Below are 21533 nucleotides of genomic sequence, written 5' to 3'. Positions count from 1 at the left end.
AAATGCAACGAGTCACCATCACGCTTGATGACGATTTACTGGAGACGCTGGACAGCCTGAGCCAGCGTCGCGGCTATAACAACCGTTCCGAAGCTATCCGCGATATTCTGCGTAGCGCTCTGGCACAGGAGGCTACCCAGCAGCACGGCACACAAGGTTTCGCGGTGCTCTCCTATGTGTATGAACACGAAAAACGCGACTTAGCCAGCCGTATTGTCTCCACGCAGCATCACCACCACGACCTTTCGGTCGCCACGCTGCATGTGCACATTAATCACGACGACTGCCTGGAAATCGCCGTGCTGAAAGGTGACATGGGCGATATACAGCATTTTGCCGATGATGTTATCGCCCAGCGCGGCGTGCGGCACGGGCATTTGCAGTGCTTGCCGAAGGAAGATTGATTTATTTCTGAAACGAGGAAAGAAAAGATATTAACTGAACTTAATTTATAAAATTAAGTTCAGTTGCATAGATAGATCCTGTAAAGGCAGATGTTCTGCGTAATGAACGCAGCTAAAATTTATGACTTCGCTTTATGACATCACAATATGAAGCCAGGTTTCCCTTCCTTACGCCATTGTCCCAATCGTCTTCCTGAATCGCAGTAGCGCGATGGTGAAAAACGCGCCGCCAATTGCCATCAGCGTCAGGAACTGCGGCCAGACGATTTCGAATCCGGCACCACGGTAGAGAATGGCTTGCGCGAGGCTAACAAAGTGTGTCGTCGGCATGGTCAGCATAATATCCTGCACCATCTGCGGCATACTTTCGCGCGGGGTAGAGCCACCGGAAAGCATTTGTAACGGTAGCAACACCAGAATCACCAGCAGTCCAAGCTGTGGCATCGAACGTGCTATCGTCCCCATAAAAATGCCGATTGACGTGGTGGCAAACAAACTGAGCGCTACACCCAGCATAAACAGCGGGATCGAGCCTTCAATCGGTACGCCCAGCACACCTTTCACCATCAGCACCAGCGATAATCCCGACACCACCAACACCACCAGCCCCATCGACCAGACCTTCGCCATCATGATCTCAAACGGCGTTATCGGCATCACCAACAAGTGTTCCACCGTGCCGTGTTCACGCTCACGGATCAGTGCCGATCCGGTGAGCACAATCGCCAGCATGGTAATGTTGTTGATGATCGCCATCACCCCGCCAAACCACGCGGGGTCGAGGTTCGGGTTAAAGCGCATGCGGGTTTCCAGCGATACCAACGGTTCGCTGTTATCACGGTAGCGCGCGACAAAGCTATTCACTTCACCGTTGATAATATTCTGGATATAACCGTTGCCAGTGAATGCCTGGCTCATGCGCGTGGCATCGACGTTCACCTGAATATCTGGCTGGCGTCCGGCGAGGACATCACGCTGAAAATTTGGCGGAATATTTATCGCGAAGGTATAGCGTCCGGCGTCCAGTCCGGCATCCATCTCATCGGCGGTGATCATCTCCGGTGGCAAAAACCACGGGCGATAGAAGCTGTTAACGATCCGGTTCGACAATTGCGATTGATCCATATCGGCAATAGCGATCGGCGCGAGGTTCAACGATCCTGGCGTAACGGTTGCCGACGAGTACACCGACACCGTAAACGAGAAGACAATCAGCGTCAGCATCGCTTTATCACCGAGCAGACTGCGCAACTCTTTGATACCCAGATTAAAAATATTGCGTAAATGGCGCATCATCCCTCCTGTTTTTTCAGTAGCAGGATGCTTAAGCCCATCACCAGCGGTATGGCTATCAGCAACGGGATGAAAAGTTGCCACAAATCAGTCAGATCCAGCGCCTTCGAGAATGTCCCACGGGCGATAGTCAGAAAATGGCTGGTCGGATAAACCTCGCCAATCCAACGTCCCGGCCCTTCCAGTGAAGCTACCGGATCGATCATCCCGGAAAACTGCGTCGCCGGAATCAACGTGATTATGGCAGTACCGAAAATGGCGGCTATCTGGCTTTTCATAAAGGTGGAGATCAGCAGCCCCATTCCGGTGGCGATGATGATATACAGCAGTGCCGCCAGGGTGAGCGTCAGGAAACTGCCTTTATGCGGCACGCCAAACACAAACACCGACAGGCCGCAGAGCAGGAAAAAGTTCAGCATTCCCAGCGCGATGTACGGTAGCTGTTTACCGAGCAAAAATTCGCTGCGGGTAGTAGGCGTAACGTAGAGATTGATAATCGACCCCAACTCTTTTTCCCGTACCACGCTAAGGGCGCTTAGCATTGACGGAATCATCATCAACAAAAGCGGGATCACCGCCGGAACAATCGCTGGCAGACTTTTTACGTCCGGGTTATAGCGATAGCGCGTCTCAATGTTCATCAGACCGCTTTGACTGGCTGGTGTCGATTGTTGGCTTGCCTCGTTCTGTAGCCAGTTCTGATGCATCGCCTGCACGTAACCTTTTACCGTTTCAGCGCGGCTGGGCATCGCGCCGTCGATCCAGACGCCGATTTCCACCGGCGTACCGCGTGCAATATCGCGGCCAAAATTGGGTGGGATCTCAATCGCTACCGTCACATCTCCTGCACGCATCCGGCGCTCAAGCTCGTCGTAACTGGTGAGCGGCGGCTGTTCGATAAAGTAACGGGAACCGGAGAGATTGAGTGTCCACGCCTGGCTGCTGACAGTCTGGTCGCGGTCAAGCACCGCAAAGCGCAGGTTTTCCACATCCATACTGATGCCGTAACCCATTATCAGCATCAGGATCACCGTCCCCATCAGCGCCAGCGTTGAACGTACCGGATCGCGTCGCAGTTCCAGTGCTTCGCGGCGGCTGTAGCTAAACAGACGACGCAGGCTAAATCCCTGACGTGGCACGTGAGTGGTGTCATGTCCCACGGGCGGTGCTTCAACTTCGTTGCTCTGCCCTGCCGCTTCCTGCAAATAGGCGATAAATGCCTCTTCCAGACTGGCAGCCCTGCGTTTCTCAACCAGCTCCTGCGGCGTGCCGCTGGCGAGTACTTTTCCGGCGTGCATCAGCGAGATGCGGTCGCAGCGTTCCGCTTCGTTCATAAAGTGGGTGGAGATGAAAATGGTCACTTTGTCCTGGCGCGAGAGATCCACCATCAACTGCCAGAACATATCCCTCGCCACTGGATCGACGCCAGAAGTAGGCTCATCGAGGATTAACATCTCCGGGCGATGAATCACCGCCACAGCCAGCGAAAGTCGCTGGCGAATACCGAGCGGCAGGGATTCCGGCAGTGCATCTTCAACATCGTTGAGCTTAAAACGCTCGCTCATCTCAGCAACTCGCGCAGGAATGTCCGCTTCCGGAATGTGAAACAAGCGGGCATGTAACTCAAGGTTTTGCCGCACGGTGAGTTCGTTATAAAGCGAAAACGCCTGCGACATATAACCCACCCGCCGGCGGGTATCGATATCTTTTGGATCGACTGGTTGCCCAAACAACCACGCTTCACCTTCGCTGGCAGGCAGCAGCCCGGTGAGCATTTTCATGGTGGTGGATTTACCGCAGCCGTTCGAACCGAGAAACCCAAAAATCTCCCCGCGTGGAATGCGAAAATTAACGTGATCAACAGCGACAAAGGAACCAAAACGCATGGTCAGATCGCGCGCTTCGATGGCAATCTCTGCGTTTTCAGGTTGATACGGTGGGATGACTACCGCCTGATGCGCCTGGCGTTGCGCTTGCGGCAACAGATTTATAAATGCTTCTTCCAGCGTGGCGCTTTGCGTTTGCTGCCGCAGCTCTTCGGCACTTCCGGTTGCCAGCACTTCTCCGGCATTCATCGCTACCAGCCAGTCGAAGCGTTCGGCCTCTTCCATATAGGCGGTGGCAACCAGCACGCTCATATTGCTCTGCCGCTGGCGGATGCTGTCGATCAGATCCCAGAACTGGGCGCGGGAGAGCGGGTCAACCCCCGTCGTAGGCTCATCAAGAATCAACAATTCCGGATCGTGGATTAACGCACAACACAACCCAAGTTTTTGCTTCATGCCGCCGGAGAGTTTACCCGCCGGACGATCGCGAAAAGGTGCTAACCCGGTACTGGTCAGTAGTTCATTAATTCGCACTTCCCGCTCCGCTTTGTCGTGACCGAACAAGCGGGCGAAAAAATCGACGTTTTCATACACCGACAAGGTGTGGTAGAGGTTTTTGCCCAGTCCTTGTGGCATCCAGGCGATACGCGGGCAGACGTCGCGGCGATGCTTCGGGTCGCGCATATCGCCGCCCAATACCATCACGCTGCCCTGCTCAATGACGCGGGCACCAGAAATCAACGACAACAAACTCGACTTCCCGACACCGTCAGGGCCAATCAGCCCGACCATACAGCGGGCCGGAATATCGAGAGTGATATTGTTCAGCGCAACGGTTTTTCCATAATGCTGGCTCACGCCCGCCAGTTGCGCGACAGGCGGGACGGGAACCAGTTCCAGATGCGTCATTGCGGCAACCTCACCGCCAGGTCTTCAGGCCACGGAAGTTCTTCATTCACCCGCACCCACGCCACGCCCGGCAAGCCAGTTTTGACATATTCCAGATGCTGCTGGAGTAATTCCGGTGGGATACGCGCTTTGACGCGGAACATCAGTTTCAGCCGTTCATCGCTGGTTTCGACGGTTTTTGGCGTGAACTGGGCAACGCTGGCGACAAAGCTGATGGTCGCCGGAATACGCAGATCTGGCGCGGCATCAAGGATCAGACGCGCTTCCCCGCCCAGTTTCAGCGTGCCAGCCTGTTCGGTTGGCAGGAAGAAGGTCATATAGACATCGCTCAGGTCGACCATATTCAGCACCCGACCGCCTGCCGCCAACACTTCACCAGGCTCAGCAACCCGATACTGCACACGTCCGTCGCGCGGGGCTTTCAGTTCACTATCGTCGATATCTGCCGCGATACGCCGTTCAGTGGCTTGTGCGGCTTCGACACGCGTTTGCGCCTGAATGATATTGGTGCGTGCCGCTTCTATAGCGGCTTTAGAGGCAGAAACCTGGGCTTTGGCCGATTCCAGCGCAGCACGGGCGCTTTCGGCAGCGGCGCGGTCATCATCCAGTTGTTGCGCAGAAATAGCCCCACTATGGGCGAGCGAGCGGGAACGGGTATGACGTTTGGCTACGGAGTCCAGTTCAGCCTGGCGTTGATTGACCAGCGACTGCGCGGCGCGAGTTTCACTTTGCCTCTGCTCCAGCAAGGCCCGGGCGGCAGCAACGGCGCTTTGTGCTTCTTTGATTTGTGCGATGGCTTCCAGCCGCTGCTCCTGCAACACGCGGGTATCCATTTTCGCCAGCACTTCACCTTCGCGGACAAACTGGCCTTCTTTCACCAGAATAGTGTCGATACGCCCGGCGATTTTGCTGGCGATATCCACTTCCGTCGCTTCAATGCGCCCATTACTGACGGCAAAACCTTCCGGCACACCTGTCGGGCGCAACAACCACCATGCCACGACGGTAGCAACCGCCAGAACCCCGACAACCCACCACGCCAGATGGCGTTTACTCTTATCCATAATCGATCCGCCATAATCCCTGTAAGCAAACGAAACGTGTTACAACTGCCACTGAACGACGTTCAGCGGATTCTTCCATCCGGGATAAGAAGGAAACGGCATATGCGGCCAGGGCGCTGCAAGATGAGCACCAACGGGGAAGGCTTAGTGAAAACGGGTAGTAATGTTGTCATCATCAGCATTCCTGGCCGTAAATGAAACACGCATACTCATAATTGAAATCAATTAAATACTAACAGTTATATTCATGTTGTCTATTTGATTACTATCAGCTTGTGATACACCACGATGTTCTACATTTCGATTACGTTCTTAACCAAAAATCCTTTTTACAGGTTCTCAGGTTGTGCGACATAAATTTTCACAACAGGAAATAATGTAACTATCACACAGAGTTATTATCCCCTTGAGTACGAATATTTCCCGAATGTGAATACGTTTTTTACGAAAAGGTGATGAATGAGAAAAGACTGCACCTTACACAACGATGAAAATAAGAAAAATATATTAATTCAGAATTCATCGTAGGATAAATATTTAATTACCAGCTTTAATCCATCTCTAAAAGCCGATACTTACAACAATAAATCCAGCTATAGTAAAGTTACTTTTTACAATTAGTGGTATCTCATTGTTATATTTAATTAGCTGAAAATACTACTTATACGTTTTCTGATATTAGCAGAAAAACATATGGAGATAGAGATGAATATCTATATTGGATGGTTATTTAAATTAATCCCTTTGCTAATGGGGGTAATATGCATCGCATTAGGTGAGTTTGTATTAGCAGGTTCTGGACAAAGTGAATACTTCGTTGCAGGGCATGTTCTGATTTCTCTCTCTGCAATATGTCTGGCATTGTTCACTACCGCATTTATTATTATCTCTCAGTTAAATCATGGCGTGAATAAACTCTACAACACATTATTCCCTGTTATTGGTTATGCTGGCTCCATTGCAACTATGATTTGGGGATGGTCATTTCTGGCCAGCGATAATGTGATGGCAGATGAATTTGTCGCCGGGCATGTGATTTTCGGTGTTGGCATGATTGCCGCCTGCGTATCAACCGTGGCGGCCTCTTCCGGGCATTTTCTGCTGATCCCGAAAAACGCAGCGGGTAGTAAGAGTGATGGAACACCATTGCAGGCGTATTCTTCAACTATCGGTAATTACTTAATTGCTATCCCCGTTCTGCTCACTCTCTTCGGTTTTATTTGGTCAATAGTGCTGTTACGCAGCGCAAATATCACACCACATTATGTTGCAGGCCATGTGCTCCTGGGGCTAACAGCAATTTGCGCTTGTCTTATTGGTCTGGTTGCTACCATCATCCATCAAACGCGGAATACGTTCTCAGCGAAAGAACATTGGCTCTGGTGTTATTGGGTTATTTTACTCGGCTCACTTACCGTTATTCAGGGCATCTACGTATTAATCAGTTCAGATGAAAATGCCCGTCTGGCTCCGGGTATTATTCTCATTTGTCTGGGGATGATCTGCTACAGTATTTTCTCCAAAGTGTGGTTGCTGGCGCTGGTCTGGAGACGCGCCTGTTCGTTAACCAACAGAATACCCATGATACCCGTATTTACCTGTCTGTTTTGCCTGTTCCTCGCGGCATTCCTTGCAGAGATTGCGCAAACCGATATGGCTTACTTTATTCCCTCGCGGGTTCTGGTTGGCTTAGGTGCAGTGTGTTTTACGCTATTTTCAATCGTTTCTATATTAGAAGCAGGGTCTGCAAAAAAATAATAGAAAAGACTTCAGATAAGACGCTGAGCGTCTTATCTGGGCTTTATTCAGGTTGATTCCCCCTGATTTCACTGCGAAAACGAGGGGGTACTTTACGTCTTATTCTGCCGCCAAATCCTGCGCACAAGCCCACGCGCTGGACCACGCCCACTGGAAGTTATAACCTCCCAGCCAGCCTGTGACGTCCATCACTTCACCAATAAAGTACAGCCCAGACACTTTGCGCGCTTCCATCGTCCGTGATGAGAGTTCATTGGTGTCCACGCCGCCGAGAGTCACTTCGGCGGTGCGATAGCCTTCGGTGCCGTTGGGTTGTACGCGCCACTCGGTCAATGTGGTAATCAGCGCCTGTTGGTCACGCACGTTGAGCTGTTTTAGCGGGACGTCCGGGATTTGCCCAAGTTGTTGCAACCGTTCAACCAACCGTTTCGGCAGATGAACCGCCAACGTGTTCTTCAGGCTCTGATTCGGATGTGCACTGCGCTGCTCGTTAAGGAAGGCTTCCAGGTCGACATCCGGTAGCAGATTGATGCTGACAAATTCACCCGGTTGCCAGTAGCTGGATATCTGCAACACCGCCGGACCAGATAAGCCACGATGCGTGAAGAGTAAATTTTCACGGAACACCGTGCCGTTTTCAGCGGTGATCACTGAAGGTACTGCAACGCCTGCCAGCACCTGTAACTCTTCCAGCAACGGTTTATGCAGTGTGAATGGCACCAGACCAGCGCGCGTCGGCAACACGTTGAGGCCAAATTGTTCGGCAATCTTATAACCGAACGGCGACGCGCCCAGACCCGGCATCGAGAGGCCTCCGGTCGCAATGACCAGTTTATCGCAGCCGACGGTCATACCATTCAGTTCAAGCGTAAAACCCGTTTCATCCTTTGCCACACTCAGCACTTCGCTACGCAATCTGAAGGTCACATTACCCTTCTCACACTCTGCCACCAGCATGTCAACAATCTGCTGTGCGGAGTCATCGCAAAAGAGTTGCCCTAACGTTTTCTCGTGCCAGGCGATGCCGTGTTTATTGACCAGATCAATAAAATCCCACTGCGTAAATCGGGCGAGGGCAGACTTACAAAAATGCGGATTCTGGCTCAGATAGGCACCAGGCTCGACATAAAGGTTGGTAAAGTTGCAGCGCCCACCACCAGACATGAGGATTTTGCGCCCCGGTTTTTTACCATTATCGATCAGCAAAACTCTGCGCCCTGCCTGACCTGCCAGCGCAGAACAGAACATACCAGCCGCACCAGCGCCTATAATAATGGCATCAAACCTTTCCACGTTGCGCTCCTCTTAGAAAAAATGGGCGTGAATTGTAAAGATTCCTCAGTGGCCGCACCAGCATCAATATTACTTAGGGGAAGTATTTATCTGAATTATATAAGATAATTATTTTTTGAGTGAAATTCATACAGGAGGCAAATCAAAAAAATCTATATTTCACTTTGCCCGCGCCGCGAAAGTCACTGATAATGCGCCGCGTTCATGTCCTCAAAATGGCGTAACGTCCTATGCTACATTTGTTTGCTGGCCTGGATTTGCATACCGGGCTGTTATTATTGCTTGCACTGGCTTTTGTGCTGTTCTACGAAGCCATCAATGGTTTCCATGACACCGCCAACGCCGTGGCAACTGTCATCTATACCCGCGCGATGCGTTCTCAGCTCGCAGTGGTTATGGCGGCAGTGTTCAACTTCCTGGGTGTTTTGCTGGGTGGTCTTAGTGTTGCCTATGCCATTGTGCATATGCTGCCGACAGATCTGCTGCTTAATATGGGATCGTCTCATGGCCTTGCTATGGTGTTCTCTATGTTGCTGGCGGCGATTATCTGGAACCTTGGTACGTGGTACTTTGGTTTGCCTGCATCCAGCTCCCATACGCTGATTGGCGCGATTATCGGTATTGGTTTAACCAATGCGTTGATGACCGGTACGTCAGTGGTGGATGCACTCAATATCCCGAAAGTATTAAGTATTTTCGCATCTCTGATCGTTTCCCCTATTGTCGGCCTGGTGTTTGCTGGTGGTCTGATTTTCTTGCTGCGTCGCTACTGGAGCGGCACCAAGAAACGCGCCCGTATCCACCTGACCCCTGCGGAGCGTGAAAAGAAAGACGGTAAGAAAAAGCCGCCGTTCTGGACACGTATCGCACTGATCCTTTCCGCTGTCGGCGTGGCGTTTTCTCACGGTGCGAACGATGGTCAGAAAGGCATTGGTCTGGTTATGCTGGTACTGATTGGCGTCGCACCAGCAGGCTTCGTGGTTAATATGAATGCCACAGGTTACGAAATCACTCGTACCCGCGATGCTATCAACAACGTGGAAGCTTACTTTGAGCAACACCCTGCGCTGCTCAAACAGGCGACCGGTGCTGATCAGTTAGTGCCGACTCCGGAAGCAGGCGCAACACAGCCTGCGGAGTTCCATTGCCATCCGTCGAATACCATTAACGCGCTCAACCGCCTGAAGGGCATGTTGACCGCCGATGTGGAAAGCTACGACAAGCTGTCGCTTGACCAGCGTAGCCAGATGCGCCGCATTATGCTGTGCGTTTCTGACACTATCGACAAAGTGGTGAAAATGCCTGGCGTCACTGCGGATGATCAGCGTCTGTTGAAGAAATTGAAGTCCGATATGCTTAGCACCATCGAGTATGCTCCGGTATGGATCATCATGGCGGTCGCGCTGGCGTTAGGTATCGGGACGATGATTGGCTGGCGTCGTGTGGCGACGACTATCGGTGAGAAAATCGGTAAAAAAGGCATGACCTACGCTCAGGGGATGTCTGCCCAGATGACGGCAGCGGTGTCTATCGGTCTGGCGAGTTATACCGGGATGCCTGTTTCCACCACTCACGTACTCTCCTCTTCCGTAGCGGGGACGATGGTCGTTGATGGCGGTGGCTTGCAGCGTAAAACGGTAACCAGCATTCTGATGGCCTGGGTGTTTACCCTCCCGGCTGCAGTGCTGCTCTCCGGCGGGTTGTACTGGATCTCCTTGCAGTTCCTGTAATCGCACGCATAAAAACGAGCGGGTCAGTTTTCTGGCCCGCTTTTTTTATGCCTTATTGCCGTGGTACTTAATGCCAAATCATCAATGCAATCAGGCTTATCACCACCAGACCACACAATGCGCTGGTCAGGATAAACTGCCGACGCACACGCTCGCAGCGACGAATAAACTCATCATCGTGATGATCACGATACCTCTGAGCATAGATATACCAAACGAGACGAACCTGTTTGTTGGGTTGGCCATGTGAGGTAAAAAAGCCCCCTCCATCAACATATTGATAGAGCAATGGATCGCAATTACGCAGTACCACTAACAACGCGCGTAGTGATGAGAAATAGCGCGCCATGTTAACAATGCAAACGACACATAAAGCCCAAAATAATGCGACGGTGCTTATCATACCTCCTCCCCGGCGACCTGCCCACGGAGTTCCACCCCGGGGCTACCGCTCCCGATACGCTGCCAATCAGTTAACACCAGGTCCTGGAGAAACCGCTTTTGTCGTAACGAACATCCGAGCGGCTCTATAGATAGTGTAGGAGATCAGGTTGTTTTTTTTCCATAAGGTTAACCACTATCAATATATTCATGTCGAAAATTTGATTATCTGATTGGTAAGCAAGGCGGATTGACGGATCATCCAGGTCGCTATAAGGTAAGGATGGTCTTAACACTGAATCTTTACGGCTGGGTTAGCCCCGCGCACGTAGTTCGCAGGACGCGGGTGACGTAACGGCACAAGAAACGCTAGCTGGCCAGTCATCGACAACTTTATGGAAGGAGTAACACTATGGCTTATAAACACATTCTCATCGCGGTTGATCTCTCCCCGGAAAGCAAAGTTCTGGTAGAGAAAGCGGTCTCTATGGCCCGCCCCTACAATGCGAAGGTTTCTCTGATCCACGTAGATGTAAACTACTCTGACCTATACACCGGACTTATTGATGTGAATCTGGGTGATATGCAGAAACGCATTTCCGAAGAGACTCATCACGCGCTGACTGAGCTTTCCACTAACGCAGGCTACCCAATTACTGAAACCCTGAGCGGCAGCGGCGATCTGGGTCAGGTTCTGGTTGATGCGATCAAGAAATACGATATGGATCTGGTGGTTTGTGGTCATCACCAGGACTTCTGGAGCAAACTGATGTCTTCCGCACGCCAGCTAATCAACACCGTTCACGTTGATATGCTGATTGTTCCACTGCGTGACGAAGAAGAATAATCATTCCCCTCTACTTGCTCCTGAACGCCCGCTCATGCGGGCGTTCTGCTTTTTGTTTTGAGCCGATGTTAATCTGCAGTCAGAAAGCTCACTGCGTAGCGAGCAATTCAAATTTACACCCCATAAAAAAGCATGTAACGCCATTACACATAAAAACATCAGCATGATTGGCTGGTTATTTTTGCTGTGATAGTGCATTAATGCATTCATTACATCAATATTAAGAATTTTAGACGCGTGTAAAATCTTTCGCGCGCAATCACTTACGCGTTCATACTTTTCAGGACGGTATTGGAAGGTTAATAAATATGAATACAACAACACCCACTGGGATGCTGCAGCAACCTCGCCCATTTTTTATGATCTTTTTTGTCGAATTATGGGAACGATTCGGCTACTACGGCGTGCAAGGCGTGCTGGCGGTTTTCTTCGTTAAACAGCTCGGATTTTCACAAGAGCAAGCCTTTGTCACCTTTGGTGCCTTTGCGGCGCTGGTCTATGGCCTTATCTCGATCGGCGGTTATGTTGGCGACCATCTATTGGGAACCAAACGCACCATTGTTCTCGGGGCAATTGTGCTGGCGATTGGCTACTTTATGACCGGGATGTCGTTACTCAAACCTGACCTGATCTTCATCGCGCTGGGGACTATCGCCGTCGGCAACGGCTTGTTTAAAGCCAACCCTGCCAGCTTGCTTTCTAAGTGCTATCCGCCAAAAGATCCGCGGCTCGATGGCGCTTTCACCCTGTTTTACATGTCAATCAACATCGGCTCGTTGATAGCATTATCGCTGGCACCAGTTATCGCTGACAGATTTGGTTATTCCGTCACCTATAATCTGTGCGGTGCGGGGTTAATTGTCGCGTTACTGGTCTACATCGCCTGTCGTGGAATGGTAAAAGATATTGGTTCTGCGCCAGACTTTCGACCAATGAGCTTCAGCAAACTGTTGTACGTGTTGATTGGCAGCGTGGTGATGATCTTCGTCTGCGCATGGCTGATGCACAACGTGGAAGTTGCCAACCTGGTGCTGATTGTCCTCTCCATCGTCGTCACCATTATTTTCTTCCGTCAGGCATTCAAGCTGGATAAAACCGGGCGCAACAAGATGTTTGTCGCCTTTGTGCTGATGCTCGAAGCGGTGGTGTTTTACATCCTCTACGCCCAGATGCCAACATCACTGAACTTCTTTGCCATCAACAACGTGCATCATGAAATCCTCGGCTTTTCCATCAACCCGGTCAGCTTCCAGGCGCTCAATCCGTTCTGGGTGGTCATTGCCAGCCCGGTACTGGCGACTATCTATACCCGTCTGGGCAGCAAAGGCAAAGATCTCTCGATGCCGATGAAATTCACCCTTGGTATGTTTATGTGTTCATTGGGTTTTCTGACTGCCGCCGCTGCGGGGATGTGGTTTGCTGATGCCCAGGGACTGACATCGCCGTGGTTTATCGTCCTGGTTTACTTGTTCCAGAGCCTGGGTGAACTGTTTATTAGCGCCCTGGGTCTGGCGATGATTGCTGCGCTGGTGCCGCAGCATTTGATGGGATTTATTCTCGGGATGTGGTTCCTGACGCAGGCAGCCGCATTCTTGCTGGGCGGCTATGTAGCGACATTTACCGCCGTGCCGGACAACATTACCGATCCGCTACAGACATTACCGGTCTACATCGATGTGTTTAGCAAAATTGGTCTGGTCACGCTGGGCGTTGCGGTGGTAATGCTGCTGATGGTGCCGTGGCTGAAACGGATGATTGAGACGCCAGAAAGCAATTAATTTTTCCTGCAGCAAACCGGGTAGCAGTAACGCTACCCGGTTTACTTTTACGCTGGTGTCCCGGCATAAATATCAAAGCGATGCCCTTTGGTAACGACCGCGTTAGGCGTGGCGACATTCGCCAGCGGCGGGGCGTAGTCCGGCCGTTTGACCACCACGCGTTTTGTCGCTAACTGGCGAGCAGGCTCCAGCAACCCATCCGCATCGAGATCCGGCCCAACCAGCGACTGAAACACGCGCATCTCTTTTTTCACTAACGCACTTTTCTGCTTATGCGGGAACATCGGGTCGAGATAGACCACCTGTGGGCGCGGGGTAATATCGGTCAGCGCCGTCAGGCTGGAGGCGTGAATTAACTGCAAACGTTCCTGTAACCAGCCGCCGATTTCCGCATCGGCATAGCCACGCGTCAGGCCATCATCGAGCAGCGCGGCAACCACCGGATTACGCTCCAGCATCCGCACGCGGCAGCCCACCGAAGCCAGCACAAAGGCATCGCGCCCCAAACCTGCAGTGGCATCGACTACATCCGGCAGATAATCACCCTTAATGCCCACCGCTTTTGCTACCGCCTCACCGCGTCCGCCGCCGAATCTGCGTCGGTGTGCCATCGCTCCGCCAACAAAATCAACAAAAATACCGCCAAGTTTCGGCTCATCGCGCTTGCGCAGTTCCAGATGCTCCGGCGTTAACACTAAGGCCATCAGGTTGTCTTCATCGTGCTCCAGCCCCCAGCGGGTCGCCAGAACAGATAAGGCACCGTCTCCGGTGCCCGATTCATCAATTAAGCAGATTTTCACTGACTGATCAGCCCTTAATGCCGTAATGCTCCAGCATCGCATCCAGTTGCGGTTCACGACCACGGAAGCGTTTGAACAGCTCCATCGGCTCTTCTGAACCGCCACGGCTCAGAATATTGTCGAGGAATGACTGTCCGGTTTCACGGTTGAAAATACCCTCTTCTTCAAAGCGTGAGAAGGCATCCGCTGCCAGCACGTCGGCCCACAGGTAGCTGTAGTAACCTGCTGCATAACCTCCGGCAAAAATGTGGCTGAAAGCATGTGGGAAACGCCCCCAGGACGGAGACGGCACCACGGCAACCAGTTTTTTGATTTCTGCCAGCGTTTCGAGGATCTTCGCGCCTTGTTCAGGACGGAACTCCGCGTGCAGACGGAAATCGAACAGGCCGAACTCCAGTTGACGCAGAATAAACAGCGCTGCCTGGTAGTTTTTCGCCGCCAGCATTTTATCCAGCAGCTCTTTCGGCAGCGGTTCGCCGGTTTCATAATGACCAGAGATAAACGCCAGCGCCTCCGGCTCCCAGCACCAGTTTTCCATAAACTGACTCGGCAGTTCGACTGCATCCCACGGCACCCCGTTGATACCGGAAACGCCTGCGGTCTCGATGCGGGTCAGCATATGATGCAGGCCGTGACCGAACTCATGGAACAGGGTGATCACTTCGTCGTGGGTAAACAGCGCCGGTTTACCATTCACCGGACGGTTGAAGTTACAGGTCAGGTAAGCGACCGGTTTTTGCAGCGAACCGTCGGCTTTACGCATCTGGCCTACGCAGTCATCCATCCACGCCCCGCCGCGCTTGTTTTCACGGGCATACAGATCGAGGTAGAAGCTGCCGCGCAGTTCGTTGTTCTCGTCATAGAGTTCGAAGAAACGTACATCCGGATGCCAGACATCGACATCCTTACGCTCTTTGGCGGTGATGCCGTAAATACGTTTAACCACTTCAAACAGGCCGTTAACCGCTTTGTTTTCCGGAAAGTACGGACGCAGTTGTTCGTCGCTGATGCTATAAAGATGCTGTTTTTGTTTTTCGCTGTAGTACGCAATATCCCACGGCTGCAACTCATCGACGCCAAATTCGGCTTTGGCGAAGGCGCGCAGTTGCGCCAGTTCTTTTTCACCTTGTGGACGTGCGCGTTTTGCCAGATCGGTTAAGAAATCAAGCACCTGCTGCGGATTTTCTGCCATTTTAGTGGCGAGTGATTTAAAGGCGTAGTTTTCAAAACCCAGCAATTGCGCCAGTTCATGACGCAAGGTGAGGATCTCTTCCATCACTTTACTGTTGTCCCACTTACCAGCGTTCGGGCCTTGATCGGAGGCGCGGGTGCTGTAAGCGCGATACATCTCTTCACGCAGGGCCTGGTTGTCGCAGTAGGTCATTACCGGCAGATAGCTTGGGATATCCAACGTCAGCAGGTAACCTTCCAGTTCTTTCGCTTCGGCCTGAGCTTTTGCCGCAGCCAACGCACTTTCTGGCATACCCGCCAGTTCCGCTTCGTCGGTGACGAGTTTAGTCCAGCCCATCGTCGCATCGAGGACGTTGTTGCTGTACTGGTTGCCCAGTTCGGAAAGACGGGTAGCAATCTCACCGTAACGCTGCTGTTTTTCTTTCGGCAGGCCGATGCCAGAAAGTTCAAAATCACGCAGTGCGTTATCAACCGCTTTTTTCTGCGCTGTGTTCAGCGTGGCGTAGTAATCGCCATCGCGCAGGTCACGGTACGCTTTATATAGCCCTTCATGTTGCCCTACCCAGGTGCTGTATTCCGACAGCAGCGGCAGCGTTTGTTCGTAAGCTTCACGCAGTTCCGGGCTATTTTTCACCGAGTTCAGGTGGCTAACCGGGGAGAAAATACGTCCCAGTACATCATCGACTTCTGCAAGCGGCTGGCAGAGATTTTCCCAGGTGTACGGTGCCCCTTGCGCTACCACGCGCTCTACATTTTCGCGGCAGTCGTTCAACGCCTTAGTGACGGCTGGAACCACATGTTCCGGGAGGATTTTTGAAAACGGCGGGAGTTCAAAGGGAGTCAGTAACGGATTCGTCATAGGTACAGTCCTGGTTAAATAGGGGGAACGAAACGCTCGCAGGCGCTTTCGCCGGATGCGACGCAGGCGTCTTATCCGACCTACTTTGGTAGGCCGATGCCATCCGACGCGTAATGGGTAATAGCATGGGGTTAAGTGTAGTGAATTTCAATGAGAAACGTTACGCTTTCGCGGCAGCGGCCTCTTTTCGGTATACTGTTCTGATACGCTTTTGTGCGCCCCGAATACGGGCCGATTTTTACTTACCGGAACACCTTTACCCATGCTCAGTTATCGCCACAGCTTTCACGCTGGCAACCACGCCGACGTCCTTAAACATACCGTTCAGAGCCTGATCATCGAGTCGCTGAAAGAGAAAGATAAACCGTTTCTCTATCTCGATACCCACGCGGGTGCCGGGCGTTATCAGTTAAGTAGCGAACATGCCGAGCGTACAGGCGAATATCTCGAAGGCATCGCCCGTATCTGGCAGCAGGATGACCTGCCCGCAGAATTGGAGTCGTACATCAATGTGGTAAAACACTTCAACCGTAGTGGGCAGCTACGTTATTACCCTGGTTCGCCGTTGATTGCCCGTCAGTTACTGCGTGAACAAGACAGCCTGCAACTGACCGAGTTGCACCCCAGCGATTATCCGTTACTGCGTTCTGAATTTCAGAAAGACAGCCGTGCGCGCGTAGAAAAAGCCGACGGCTTCCTGCAGCTTAAAGCTAAACTGCCGCCGGTCTCCCGCCGTGGCCTGATCCTTATCGACCCGCCGTATGAAATGAAAACAGACTATCAGGCGGTGGTCAGTGGGATAGCAGAAGGCTACAAACGTTTCGCCACTGGCACTTACGCATTGTGGTATCCGGTAGTGCTGCGTCAGCAAATTAAGCGCATGATCCACGATCTGGAAGCGACCGGTATTCGCAAAATTCTGCAAATTGAACTGGCGGTGCTGCCAGACAGCGATCGCCGTGGCATGACCGCTTCTGGCATGATTGTCATTAACCCTCCGTGGAAGCTGGAACAGCAAATGAATAACGTGCTGCCGTGGCTACACAGCAAACTGGTTCCGGCAGGCACCGGGCACGCTACCGTAAACTGGATCGTACCGGAGTAATTGCAGCCATTGCTGGCACCTTTTACGTCTCGCGCTACAATCGCGGTAATCAACGATAAGGACACTCTGTCATGACTAAACACTATGATTACATCGCCATCGGCGGCGGCAGCGGCGGTATCGCCTCCATCAACCGCGCGGCTATGTACGGCCAGAAATGCGCGCTGATTGAAGCCAAAGAACTGGGCGGCACCTGCGTGAACGTCGGCTGCGTGCCGAAAAAAGTGATGTGGCACGCGGCGCAAATCCGTGAAGCCATCCACATGTACGGCCCGGATTATGGCTTTGATACCACCATTAATAAGTTCAACTGGGATACATTGATCGCCAGCCGTACCGCCTATATCGACCGTATCCATACCTCCTATGAAAACGTACTCGGTAAAAATAACGTCGATGTAATCAAAGGTTTTGCTCGCTTCGTTGATGCCAAAACGCTGGAAGTTAACGGTGAAACCATCACTGCTGATCATATTCTGATCGCCACCGGTGGCCGTCCGAGCCATCCGGATATTCCGGGCGTGGAATACGGCATTGATTCTGATGGTTTCTTCGCCCTTCCCGCTTTACCAGAGCGCGTGGCGGTTGTTGGCGCAGGTTACATCGCCGTTGAACTGGCTGGCGTGATTAGCGGCCTCGGCGCGAAAACGCATCTGTTTGTGCGTAAACACGCACCACTGCGCAGCTTTGATCCGATGATCACTGAAACACTGGTCGAGGTGATGAACGCCGAAGGCCCACAACTGCACACCAATGCAATCCCGAAAGCGGTGGTGAAAAATGCCGATGGCAGCCTGACGCTGGAGCTGGAAGATGGTCGCAGTGAAACGGTGGATTGCCTGATTTGGGCGATTGGGCGTGAACCTGCCAATGACAACATCAACCTCGAAGCTGCTGGCGTTAAAACCAACGAAAAAGGTTATATCGTCGTCGATAAATATCAAAATACTAACGTTGAAGGTATTTACGCGGTGGGCGATAACACTGGCGCGGTGGAACTGACGCCGGTTGCAGTAGCAGCGGGTCGTCGTCTCTCTGAACGCCTGTTTAATAACAAGCCGGATGAACATCTGGATTACAGCAATATTCCGACCGTCGTTTTCAGCCATCCGCCGATTGGTACTGTTGGTTTAACAGAACCGCAGGCGCGTGAGCAGTACGGCGACGATCAGGTGAAAGTGTATAAATCCTCTTTCACCGCCATGTATACCGCTGTCACCACTCACCGCCAGCCGTGCCGCATGAAGCTGGTATGCGTTGGGCCAGAAGAGAAGATTGTCGGTATTCATGGTATTGGTTTTGGTATGGATGAAATGTTGCAGGGCTTCGCGGTAGCGCTGAAGATGGGCGCAACCAAGAAAGACTTCGACAACACCGTCGCTATTCACCCGACGGCGGCAGAAGAGTTCGTTACTATGCGTTAAATGTTAAAGGGCAAAGAGTGGTGTGCTCTTTGCCCTTAGCTACGTTTCCGCTATCAGTTCAGAAGCTGAAGCAGGAAGCGGATCAGTTCCAGCAACGCAATTAACGCCCCAAGAACAATGATTGCTTTATCAATCACCCGTTTTCTCCATGCTATGGAGTGAGAATGCATCCGCTTACTCATCCATTGCCTGTCACGGCGCATGTCTCATTGTTAGATAACGACTATCTCACTCCGGCCAGAGCATCAGTTAACGGCACCACCCGTACCACTGATCAGGACTTTGAAAGCGTTTATGCGCATTACCAGAGTGAAAATGCCTCAGAGCTAACTGGATAATTATACAGTGCTTATAGTTTATAAAACCAGCATGCCCTTGCAATAGTTTCAGTATGGTATTAGCATTGATGCGTTAGATGATGACTATCTCACTCCGACCAGGGCCACCAACTCTGGGCTGGAAAGTAAAAAACCGACGCAAAGTCGGTTTTTTTACGTCCTGATTCAGACCCCTTTTCAAATAAATACCCAACTCTTAATTCACACCCATTACCTTCCTTTGCACCTATACATCCGTTAAATCATATATGTTTTTGACTTATTCATTTCGAAGAGAGACACTACCTGCAACAATCAGGAGCGCAATATGTCAATTCTGTTACCCATCCAACTGTTCAAAATTCTTGCCGATGAAACGCGTTTGAGTATCGTTTTACTGCTCAGCGAGATGGGTGAGTTATGCGTCTGTGATCTCTGTACTGCCCTGAATCAGTCACAGCCCAAGATCTCACGCCACCTGGCATTGCTGCGTGAAAGCGGCTTATTGCTGGATCGCAAACAAGGTAAGTGGGTTCATTACCGTTTATCGCCGCATATTCCTTCCTGGGCTGCGAAAATTATTGAGCAGACCTGGAGATGTGAACAGGAAAATGTTCAGGCAATTGTCCGTAACCTGGCCCGACAAAATTGTTCCGCAGACAGTAAGACCATTTGCAGCTAAAAAATTCACCCACACATATATGAATTTTCGCATATGTTATTTCAGGGAGGCATTATGTTACTGGCAGGCGCTATTTTTGTCCTGACCATCATATTGGTTATCTGGCAGCCGAAAGGTTTAGGCATCGGCTGGAGTGCGGCGTTGGGCGCGGGACTGGCGTTAGTTACGGGTGTGGTACATCCGGGCGATATTCCTGTGGTGTGGAATATTGTCTGGAATGCGACTACTGCATTTATTGCCGTTATTATCATCAGCCTGCTGCTGGACGAATCCGGTTTTTTCGAATGGGCGGCGCTGCATGTTTCACGTTGGGGTCATGGGCGTGGCCGCTTGCTGTTTACCTGGATAGTCCTGCTCGGTGCGACCGTTGCGGCTCTGTTTGCCAATGATGGCGCGGCACTTATTTTGACGCCGATCGTTATCGCCATGTTGCTGGCTTTAGGTTTCAGTAAAGGCACAACGCTTGCATTCGTCATGGCGGCTGGATTCATTGCCGATACCGCCAGCCTGCCGCTTATCGTATCCAACCTGGTAAATATCGTTTCGGCAGATTTCTTTGGCCTCGGCTTTAGCGAATATGCCTCGGTCATGGTGCCGGTGGACATCGCCGCAATACTGGCCACGCTGGTGATGTTGCATCTCTACTTTCGCAAAGATATTCCACAGAACTACGATATGGCATTGCTGAAATCTCCCGCCGAAGCAATTAAAGATCCTGCCACCTTCAAAACGGGCTGGGTTGTTTTATTGCTTTTGCTGGCGGGATTTTTCGTTCTGGAACCGCTCGGTATCCCGGTAAGCGCCATTGCGGCAGTGGGCGCGCTAATTTTGTTTGTAATCGCTAAACGCGGCCATGCTATCAATACGGGTAAAGTGCTACGCGGCGCACCCTGGCAGATTGTCATCTTCTCACTCGGCATGTATCTGGTAGTTTATGGCCTGCGCAATGCGGGGCTAACAGAATACCTTTCTGGCGTACTTAATGTATTGGCAGATAACGGTCTGTGGGCCGCGACGCTGGGCACCGGATTTCTGACCGCCTTCCTCTCTTCTATTATGAACAATATGCCTACGGTACTGGTTGGTGCGTTGTCTATTGATGGCAGCACGGCATCTGGCGTGATCAAAGAAGCGATGGTTTACGCCAACGTTATTGGCTGCGATCTGGGGCCGAAAATTACGCCAATTGGTAGCCTGGCAACACTGCTCTGGTTGCACGTACTTTCGCAGAAGAATATGACGATTAGCTGGGGGGATTACTTCCGTACAGGAATTATTATGACCCTGCCGGTGCTGTTTGTAACGCTGGTCACGCTGGCGCTACGTCTCTCTTTCACTTTGTAATGAGATACTGATATGAGCAACATTACCATTTATCACAACCCGGCCTGCGGCACGTCGCGTAATACACTGGAGATGATCCGCAACAGCGGTACAGAACCGACTATTATCCACTATCTGGAAACCCCACCGGCTCGTGACGAGCTGGTCAAACTCATTGCCGATATGGGAATTTCGGTACGCGCGCTGCTGCGTAAAAACGTTGAACCATATGAGGAACTGAGTCTTGCAGACGATAAATTTACTGACGATCAGTTAATCGACTTTATGTTGCAACACCCGATTCTGATTAACCGTCCAATTGTGGTAACACAGTTGGGAACCCGGCTGTGCCGCCCTTCGGAAGTAGTGCTGGAGATCCTGCCGGATGCTCAGAAAGGGGCGTTCACCAAAGAAGACGGTGAGAAAGTGGTTGATGATTCAGGTAAACGATTAAAATAAACAAAGGGGGCGACTGTGCCCCTAATCGTTGACGCAGCGCGTATCATTTCTTAGCGGATGCGAGATCGTGCAATTTCAGTAAATTGCGCT

21 protein-coding genes are annotated in these 21533 nt (G+C 51.5%); 11 read left to right on the top strand and 10 right to left on the bottom strand.

Annotation, left to right across the window (positions count from 1 at the left end; genetic code table 11):
• The first annotated feature begins 2 nt into the window (after positions 1-2).
• On the top strand, positions 3-404 hold the full coding sequence (nikR, locus tag ESM_RS0122385) for a nickel-responsive transcriptional regulator NikR (protein WP_001190061.1): 402 nt from the start codon (positions 3-5) through the stop codon (positions 402-404).
• 168 nt (positions 405-572) lie between these two features.
• Here the strand turns inward: nikR and ESM_RS0122380 are convergent, their stop codons facing one another.
• From ESM_RS0122380 to ESM_RS1000000129330, 4 genes are all read right to left on the bottom strand, one after another.
• Positions 573-1697 carry an ABC transporter permease gene (locus ESM_RS0122380; RefSeq protein ID WP_001314210.1) on the bottom strand — a complete coding sequence of 375 codons (1125 nt, stop codon included), beginning with the start codon at positions 1695-1697 and terminating at the stop codon, positions 573-575.
• Positions 1697-4432 (bottom strand): ribosome-associated ATPase/putative transporter RbbA, encoded by a 2736-nt coding sequence (rbbA, locus tag ESM_RS0122375; RefSeq protein ID WP_000149175.1) that lies wholly within the window; start codon positions 4430-4432, stop codon positions 1697-1699. Before rbbA ends, ESM_RS0122380 begins: the two co-directional genes overlap by 1 nt.
• Positions 4429-5496, bottom strand: coding sequence for an HlyD family secretion protein (locus ESM_RS0122370; protein WP_000361522.1), 1068 nt, complete (start codon positions 5494-5496; stop codon positions 4429-4431). The genes rbbA and ESM_RS0122370 overlap by 4 nt, the downstream gene beginning before the upstream one ends.
• A gap of 62 nt (positions 5497-5558) precedes the next feature.
• A complete protein-coding gene (locus ESM_RS1000000129330; RefSeq protein ID WP_214678606.1) occupies positions 5559-5672 on the bottom strand; it encodes a hypothetical protein in 114 nt (37 codons plus the stop codon).
• A gap of 529 nt (positions 5673-6201) precedes the next feature.
• On the opposite strand from ESM_RS1000000129330, the gene ESM_RS0122360 reads away from it, so the two are divergent.
• Positions 6202-7254, top strand: coding sequence for a DUF2776 family protein (locus ESM_RS0122360; RefSeq protein ID WP_010381050.1), 1053 nt, complete (start codon positions 6202-6204; stop codon positions 7252-7254).
• A gap of 99 nt (positions 7255-7353) precedes the next feature.
• On the opposite strand, the gene ESM_RS0122355 is transcribed toward ESM_RS0122360, so the two are convergent.
• Positions 7354-8547, bottom strand: coding sequence for an NAD(P)/FAD-dependent oxidoreductase (locus ESM_RS0122355; RefSeq protein ID WP_000439152.1), 1194 nt, complete (start codon positions 8545-8547; stop codon positions 7354-7356).
• 230 nt (positions 8548-8777) lie between these two features.
• Between ESM_RS0122355 and pitA the strand changes: the two genes are divergently transcribed.
• Positions 8778-10277 (top strand): inorganic phosphate transporter PitA, encoded by a 1500-nt coding sequence (gene pitA / locus ESM_RS0122350; protein ID WP_000902773.1) that lies wholly within the window; start codon positions 8778-8780, stop codon positions 10275-10277.
• Between the two features lie 67 nt (positions 10278-10344).
• On the opposite strand, the gene uspB is transcribed toward pitA, so the two are convergent.
• A complete protein-coding gene (uspB, locus tag ESM_RS0122345; RefSeq protein ID WP_000626185.1) occupies positions 10345-10680 on the bottom strand; it encodes a universal stress protein UspB in 336 nt (111 codons plus the stop codon).
• A gap of 390 nt (positions 10681-11070) precedes the next feature.
• Between uspB and uspA the strand changes: the two genes are divergently transcribed.
• The gene (gene uspA / locus ESM_RS0122340) at positions 11071-11505 is read left to right on the top strand and encodes a universal stress protein UspA (protein ID WP_000323571.1); all 435 of its coding nucleotides are present in this window, start codon (positions 11071-11073) and stop codon (positions 11503-11505) included.
• On the opposite strand, the gene ESM_RS1000000129325 is transcribed toward uspA, so the two are convergent.
• Positions 11506-11859, bottom strand: a complete 354-nt coding sequence (locus tag ESM_RS1000000129325) for a hypothetical protein (RefSeq protein WP_071985614.1) — start codon at positions 11857-11859, stop codon at positions 11506-11508. It abuts the gene before it with no gap.
• Here ESM_RS1000000129325 and dtpB point away from each other — a divergent pair.
• Positions 11814-13283, top strand: coding sequence for a dipeptide/tripeptide permease DtpB (gene dtpB, locus ESM_RS0122335; protein WP_001098671.1), 1470 nt, complete (start codon positions 11814-11816; stop codon positions 13281-13283). The genes ESM_RS1000000129325 and dtpB overlap by 46 nt on opposite strands.
• Before the next feature lie 47 nt (positions 13284-13330).
• Here dtpB and rsmJ read toward each other — a convergent pair whose 3' ends face one another.
• Together rsmJ and prlC are read right to left on the bottom strand one after the other, a co-directional pair.
• Positions 13331-14083 (bottom strand): 16S rRNA (guanine(1516)-N(2))-methyltransferase RsmJ, encoded by a 753-nt coding sequence (rsmJ, locus tag ESM_RS0122330; RefSeq protein ID WP_000686602.1) that lies wholly within the window; start codon positions 14081-14083, stop codon positions 13331-13333.
• Between the two features lie 7 nt (positions 14084-14090).
• Positions 14091-16133, bottom strand: a complete 2043-nt coding sequence (gene prlC, locus ESM_RS0122325) for an oligopeptidase A (protein ID WP_000184159.1) — start codon at positions 16131-16133, stop codon at positions 14091-14093.
• A gap of 262 nt (positions 16134-16395) precedes the next feature.
• Between prlC and rlmJ the strand changes: the two genes are divergently transcribed.
• Both rlmJ and gorA read left to right on the top strand, forming a co-directional pair.
• Positions 16396-17238, top strand: coding sequence for a 23S rRNA (adenine(2030)-N(6))-methyltransferase (rlmJ, locus tag ESM_RS0122320; protein WP_001517285.1), 843 nt, complete (start codon positions 16396-16398; stop codon positions 17236-17238).
• Between the two features lie 71 nt (positions 17239-17309).
• On the top strand, positions 17310-18662 hold the full coding sequence (gene gorA / locus ESM_RS0122315; RefSeq protein WP_000160783.1) for a glutathione-disulfide reductase: 1353 nt from the start codon (positions 17310-17312) through the stop codon (positions 18660-18662).
• 53 nt (positions 18663-18715) lie between these two features.
• Here gorA and dinQ read toward each other — a convergent pair whose 3' ends face one another.
• Entirely contained in the window at positions 18716-18799 is an 84-nt protein-coding gene (gene dinQ / locus ESM_RS01000000125680; protein WP_001295215.1) for a damage-inducible type I toxin DinQ, read from the bottom strand.
• 27 nt (positions 18800-18826) lie between these two features.
• Here dinQ and ESM_RS1000000128750 point away from each other — a divergent pair, with 27 nt between their 5' ends.
• The 4 genes from ESM_RS1000000128750 (at position 18827) to arsC (ending at position 21443) form a co-directional block, all read left to right on the top strand.
• Positions 18827-19000 carry a hypothetical protein gene (locus tag ESM_RS1000000128750; protein WP_016262638.1) on the top strand — a complete coding sequence of 58 codons (174 nt, stop codon included), beginning with the start codon at positions 18827-18829 and terminating at the stop codon, positions 18998-19000.
• A gap of 307 nt (positions 19001-19307) precedes the next feature.
• Positions 19308-19661, top strand: coding sequence for an As(III)-sensing metalloregulatory transcriptional repressor ArsR (gene arsR / locus ESM_RS0122300; protein ID WP_000025636.1), 354 nt, complete (start codon positions 19308-19310; stop codon positions 19659-19661).
• 54 nt (positions 19662-19715) lie between these two features.
• The gene (gene arsB / locus ESM_RS0122295) at positions 19716-21005 is read left to right on the top strand and encodes an arsenite/antimonite:H(+) antiporter ArsB (protein ID WP_001517288.1); all 1290 of its coding nucleotides are present in this window, start codon (positions 19716-19718) and stop codon (positions 21003-21005) included.
• A gap of 12 nt (positions 21006-21017) precedes the next feature.
• The gene (arsC, locus tag ESM_RS0122290; protein ID WP_000065763.1) at positions 21018-21443 is read left to right on the top strand and encodes a glutaredoxin-dependent arsenate reductase; all 426 of its coding nucleotides are present in this window, start codon (positions 21018-21020) and stop codon (positions 21441-21443) included.
• Positions 21444-21533: the final 90 nt, after the last annotated feature.

Source organism: Escherichia sp. TW09308 (assembly GCF_000208565.1).
Classification (GTDB): domain Bacteria; phylum Pseudomonadota; class Gammaproteobacteria; order Enterobacterales; family Enterobacteriaceae; genus Escherichia; species Escherichia marmotae.
The sequence above is the reverse complement of the archived record's forward strand: the minus strand, read 5'-3'. Positions and strand labels throughout refer to the sequence as shown.

Excerpts from the sequence above, each read along its gene's own strand:
- nikR (WP_001190061.1), top strand. The coding sequence starts at position 3 with ATGCAACGAGTCACCATCACGCTTGATGACGATTTACTGGAGACGCTG.
- ESM_RS0122380 (WP_001314210.1), bottom strand. The coding sequence starts at position 1,697 with ATGCGCCATTTACGCAATATTTTTAATCTGGGTATCAAAGAGTTGCGC.
- rbbA (WP_000149175.1), bottom strand. The coding sequence starts at position 4,432 with ATGACGCATCTGGAACTGGTTCCCGTCCCGCCTGTCGCGCAACTGGCG.
- ESM_RS0122370 (WP_000361522.1), bottom strand. The coding sequence starts at position 5,496 with ATGGATAAGAGTAAACGCCATCTGGCGTGGTGGGTTGTCGGGGTTCTG.
- ESM_RS1000000129330 (WP_214678606.1), bottom strand. The coding sequence starts at position 5,672 with ATGATGACAACATTACTACCCGTTTTCACTAAGCCTTCCCCGTTGGTG.
- ESM_RS0122360 (WP_010381050.1), top strand. The coding sequence starts at position 6,202 with ATGAATATCTATATTGGATGGTTATTTAAATTAATCCCTTTGCTAATG.
- pitA (WP_000902773.1), top strand. The coding sequence starts at position 8,778 with ATGCTACATTTGTTTGCTGGCCTGGATTTGCATACCGGGCTGTTATTA.
- uspB (WP_000626185.1), bottom strand. The coding sequence starts at position 10,680 with ATGATAAGCACCGTCGCATTATTTTGGGCTTTATGTGTCGTTTGCATT.
- uspA (WP_000323571.1), top strand. The coding sequence starts at position 11,071 with ATGGCTTATAAACACATTCTCATCGCGGTTGATCTCTCCCCGGAAAGC.
- dtpB (WP_001098671.1), top strand. The coding sequence starts at position 11,814 with ATGAATACAACAACACCCACTGGGATGCTGCAGCAACCTCGCCCATTT.
- ESM_RS1000000129325 (WP_071985614.1), bottom strand. The coding sequence starts at position 11,859 with ATGGGCGAGGTTGCTGCAGCATCCCAGTGGGTGTTGTTGTATTCATAT.
- prlC (WP_000184159.1), bottom strand. The coding sequence starts at position 16,133 with ATGACGAATCCGTTACTGACTCCCTTTGAACTCCCGCCGTTTTCAAAA.
- rlmJ (WP_001517285.1), top strand. The coding sequence starts at position 16,396 with ATGCTCAGTTATCGCCACAGCTTTCACGCTGGCAACCACGCCGACGTC.
- gorA (WP_000160783.1), top strand. The coding sequence starts at position 17,310 with ATGACTAAACACTATGATTACATCGCCATCGGCGGCGGCAGCGGCGGT.
- ESM_RS1000000128750 (WP_016262638.1), top strand. The coding sequence starts at position 18,827 with ATGCATCCGCTTACTCATCCATTGCCTGTCACGGCGCATGTCTCATTG.
- arsR (WP_000025636.1), top strand. The coding sequence starts at position 19,308 with ATGTCAATTCTGTTACCCATCCAACTGTTCAAAATTCTTGCCGATGAA.
- arsB (WP_001517288.1), top strand. The coding sequence starts at position 19,716 with ATGTTACTGGCAGGCGCTATTTTTGTCCTGACCATCATATTGGTTATC.
- arsC (WP_000065763.1), top strand. The coding sequence starts at position 21,018 with ATGAGCAACATTACCATTTATCACAACCCGGCCTGCGGCACGTCGCGT.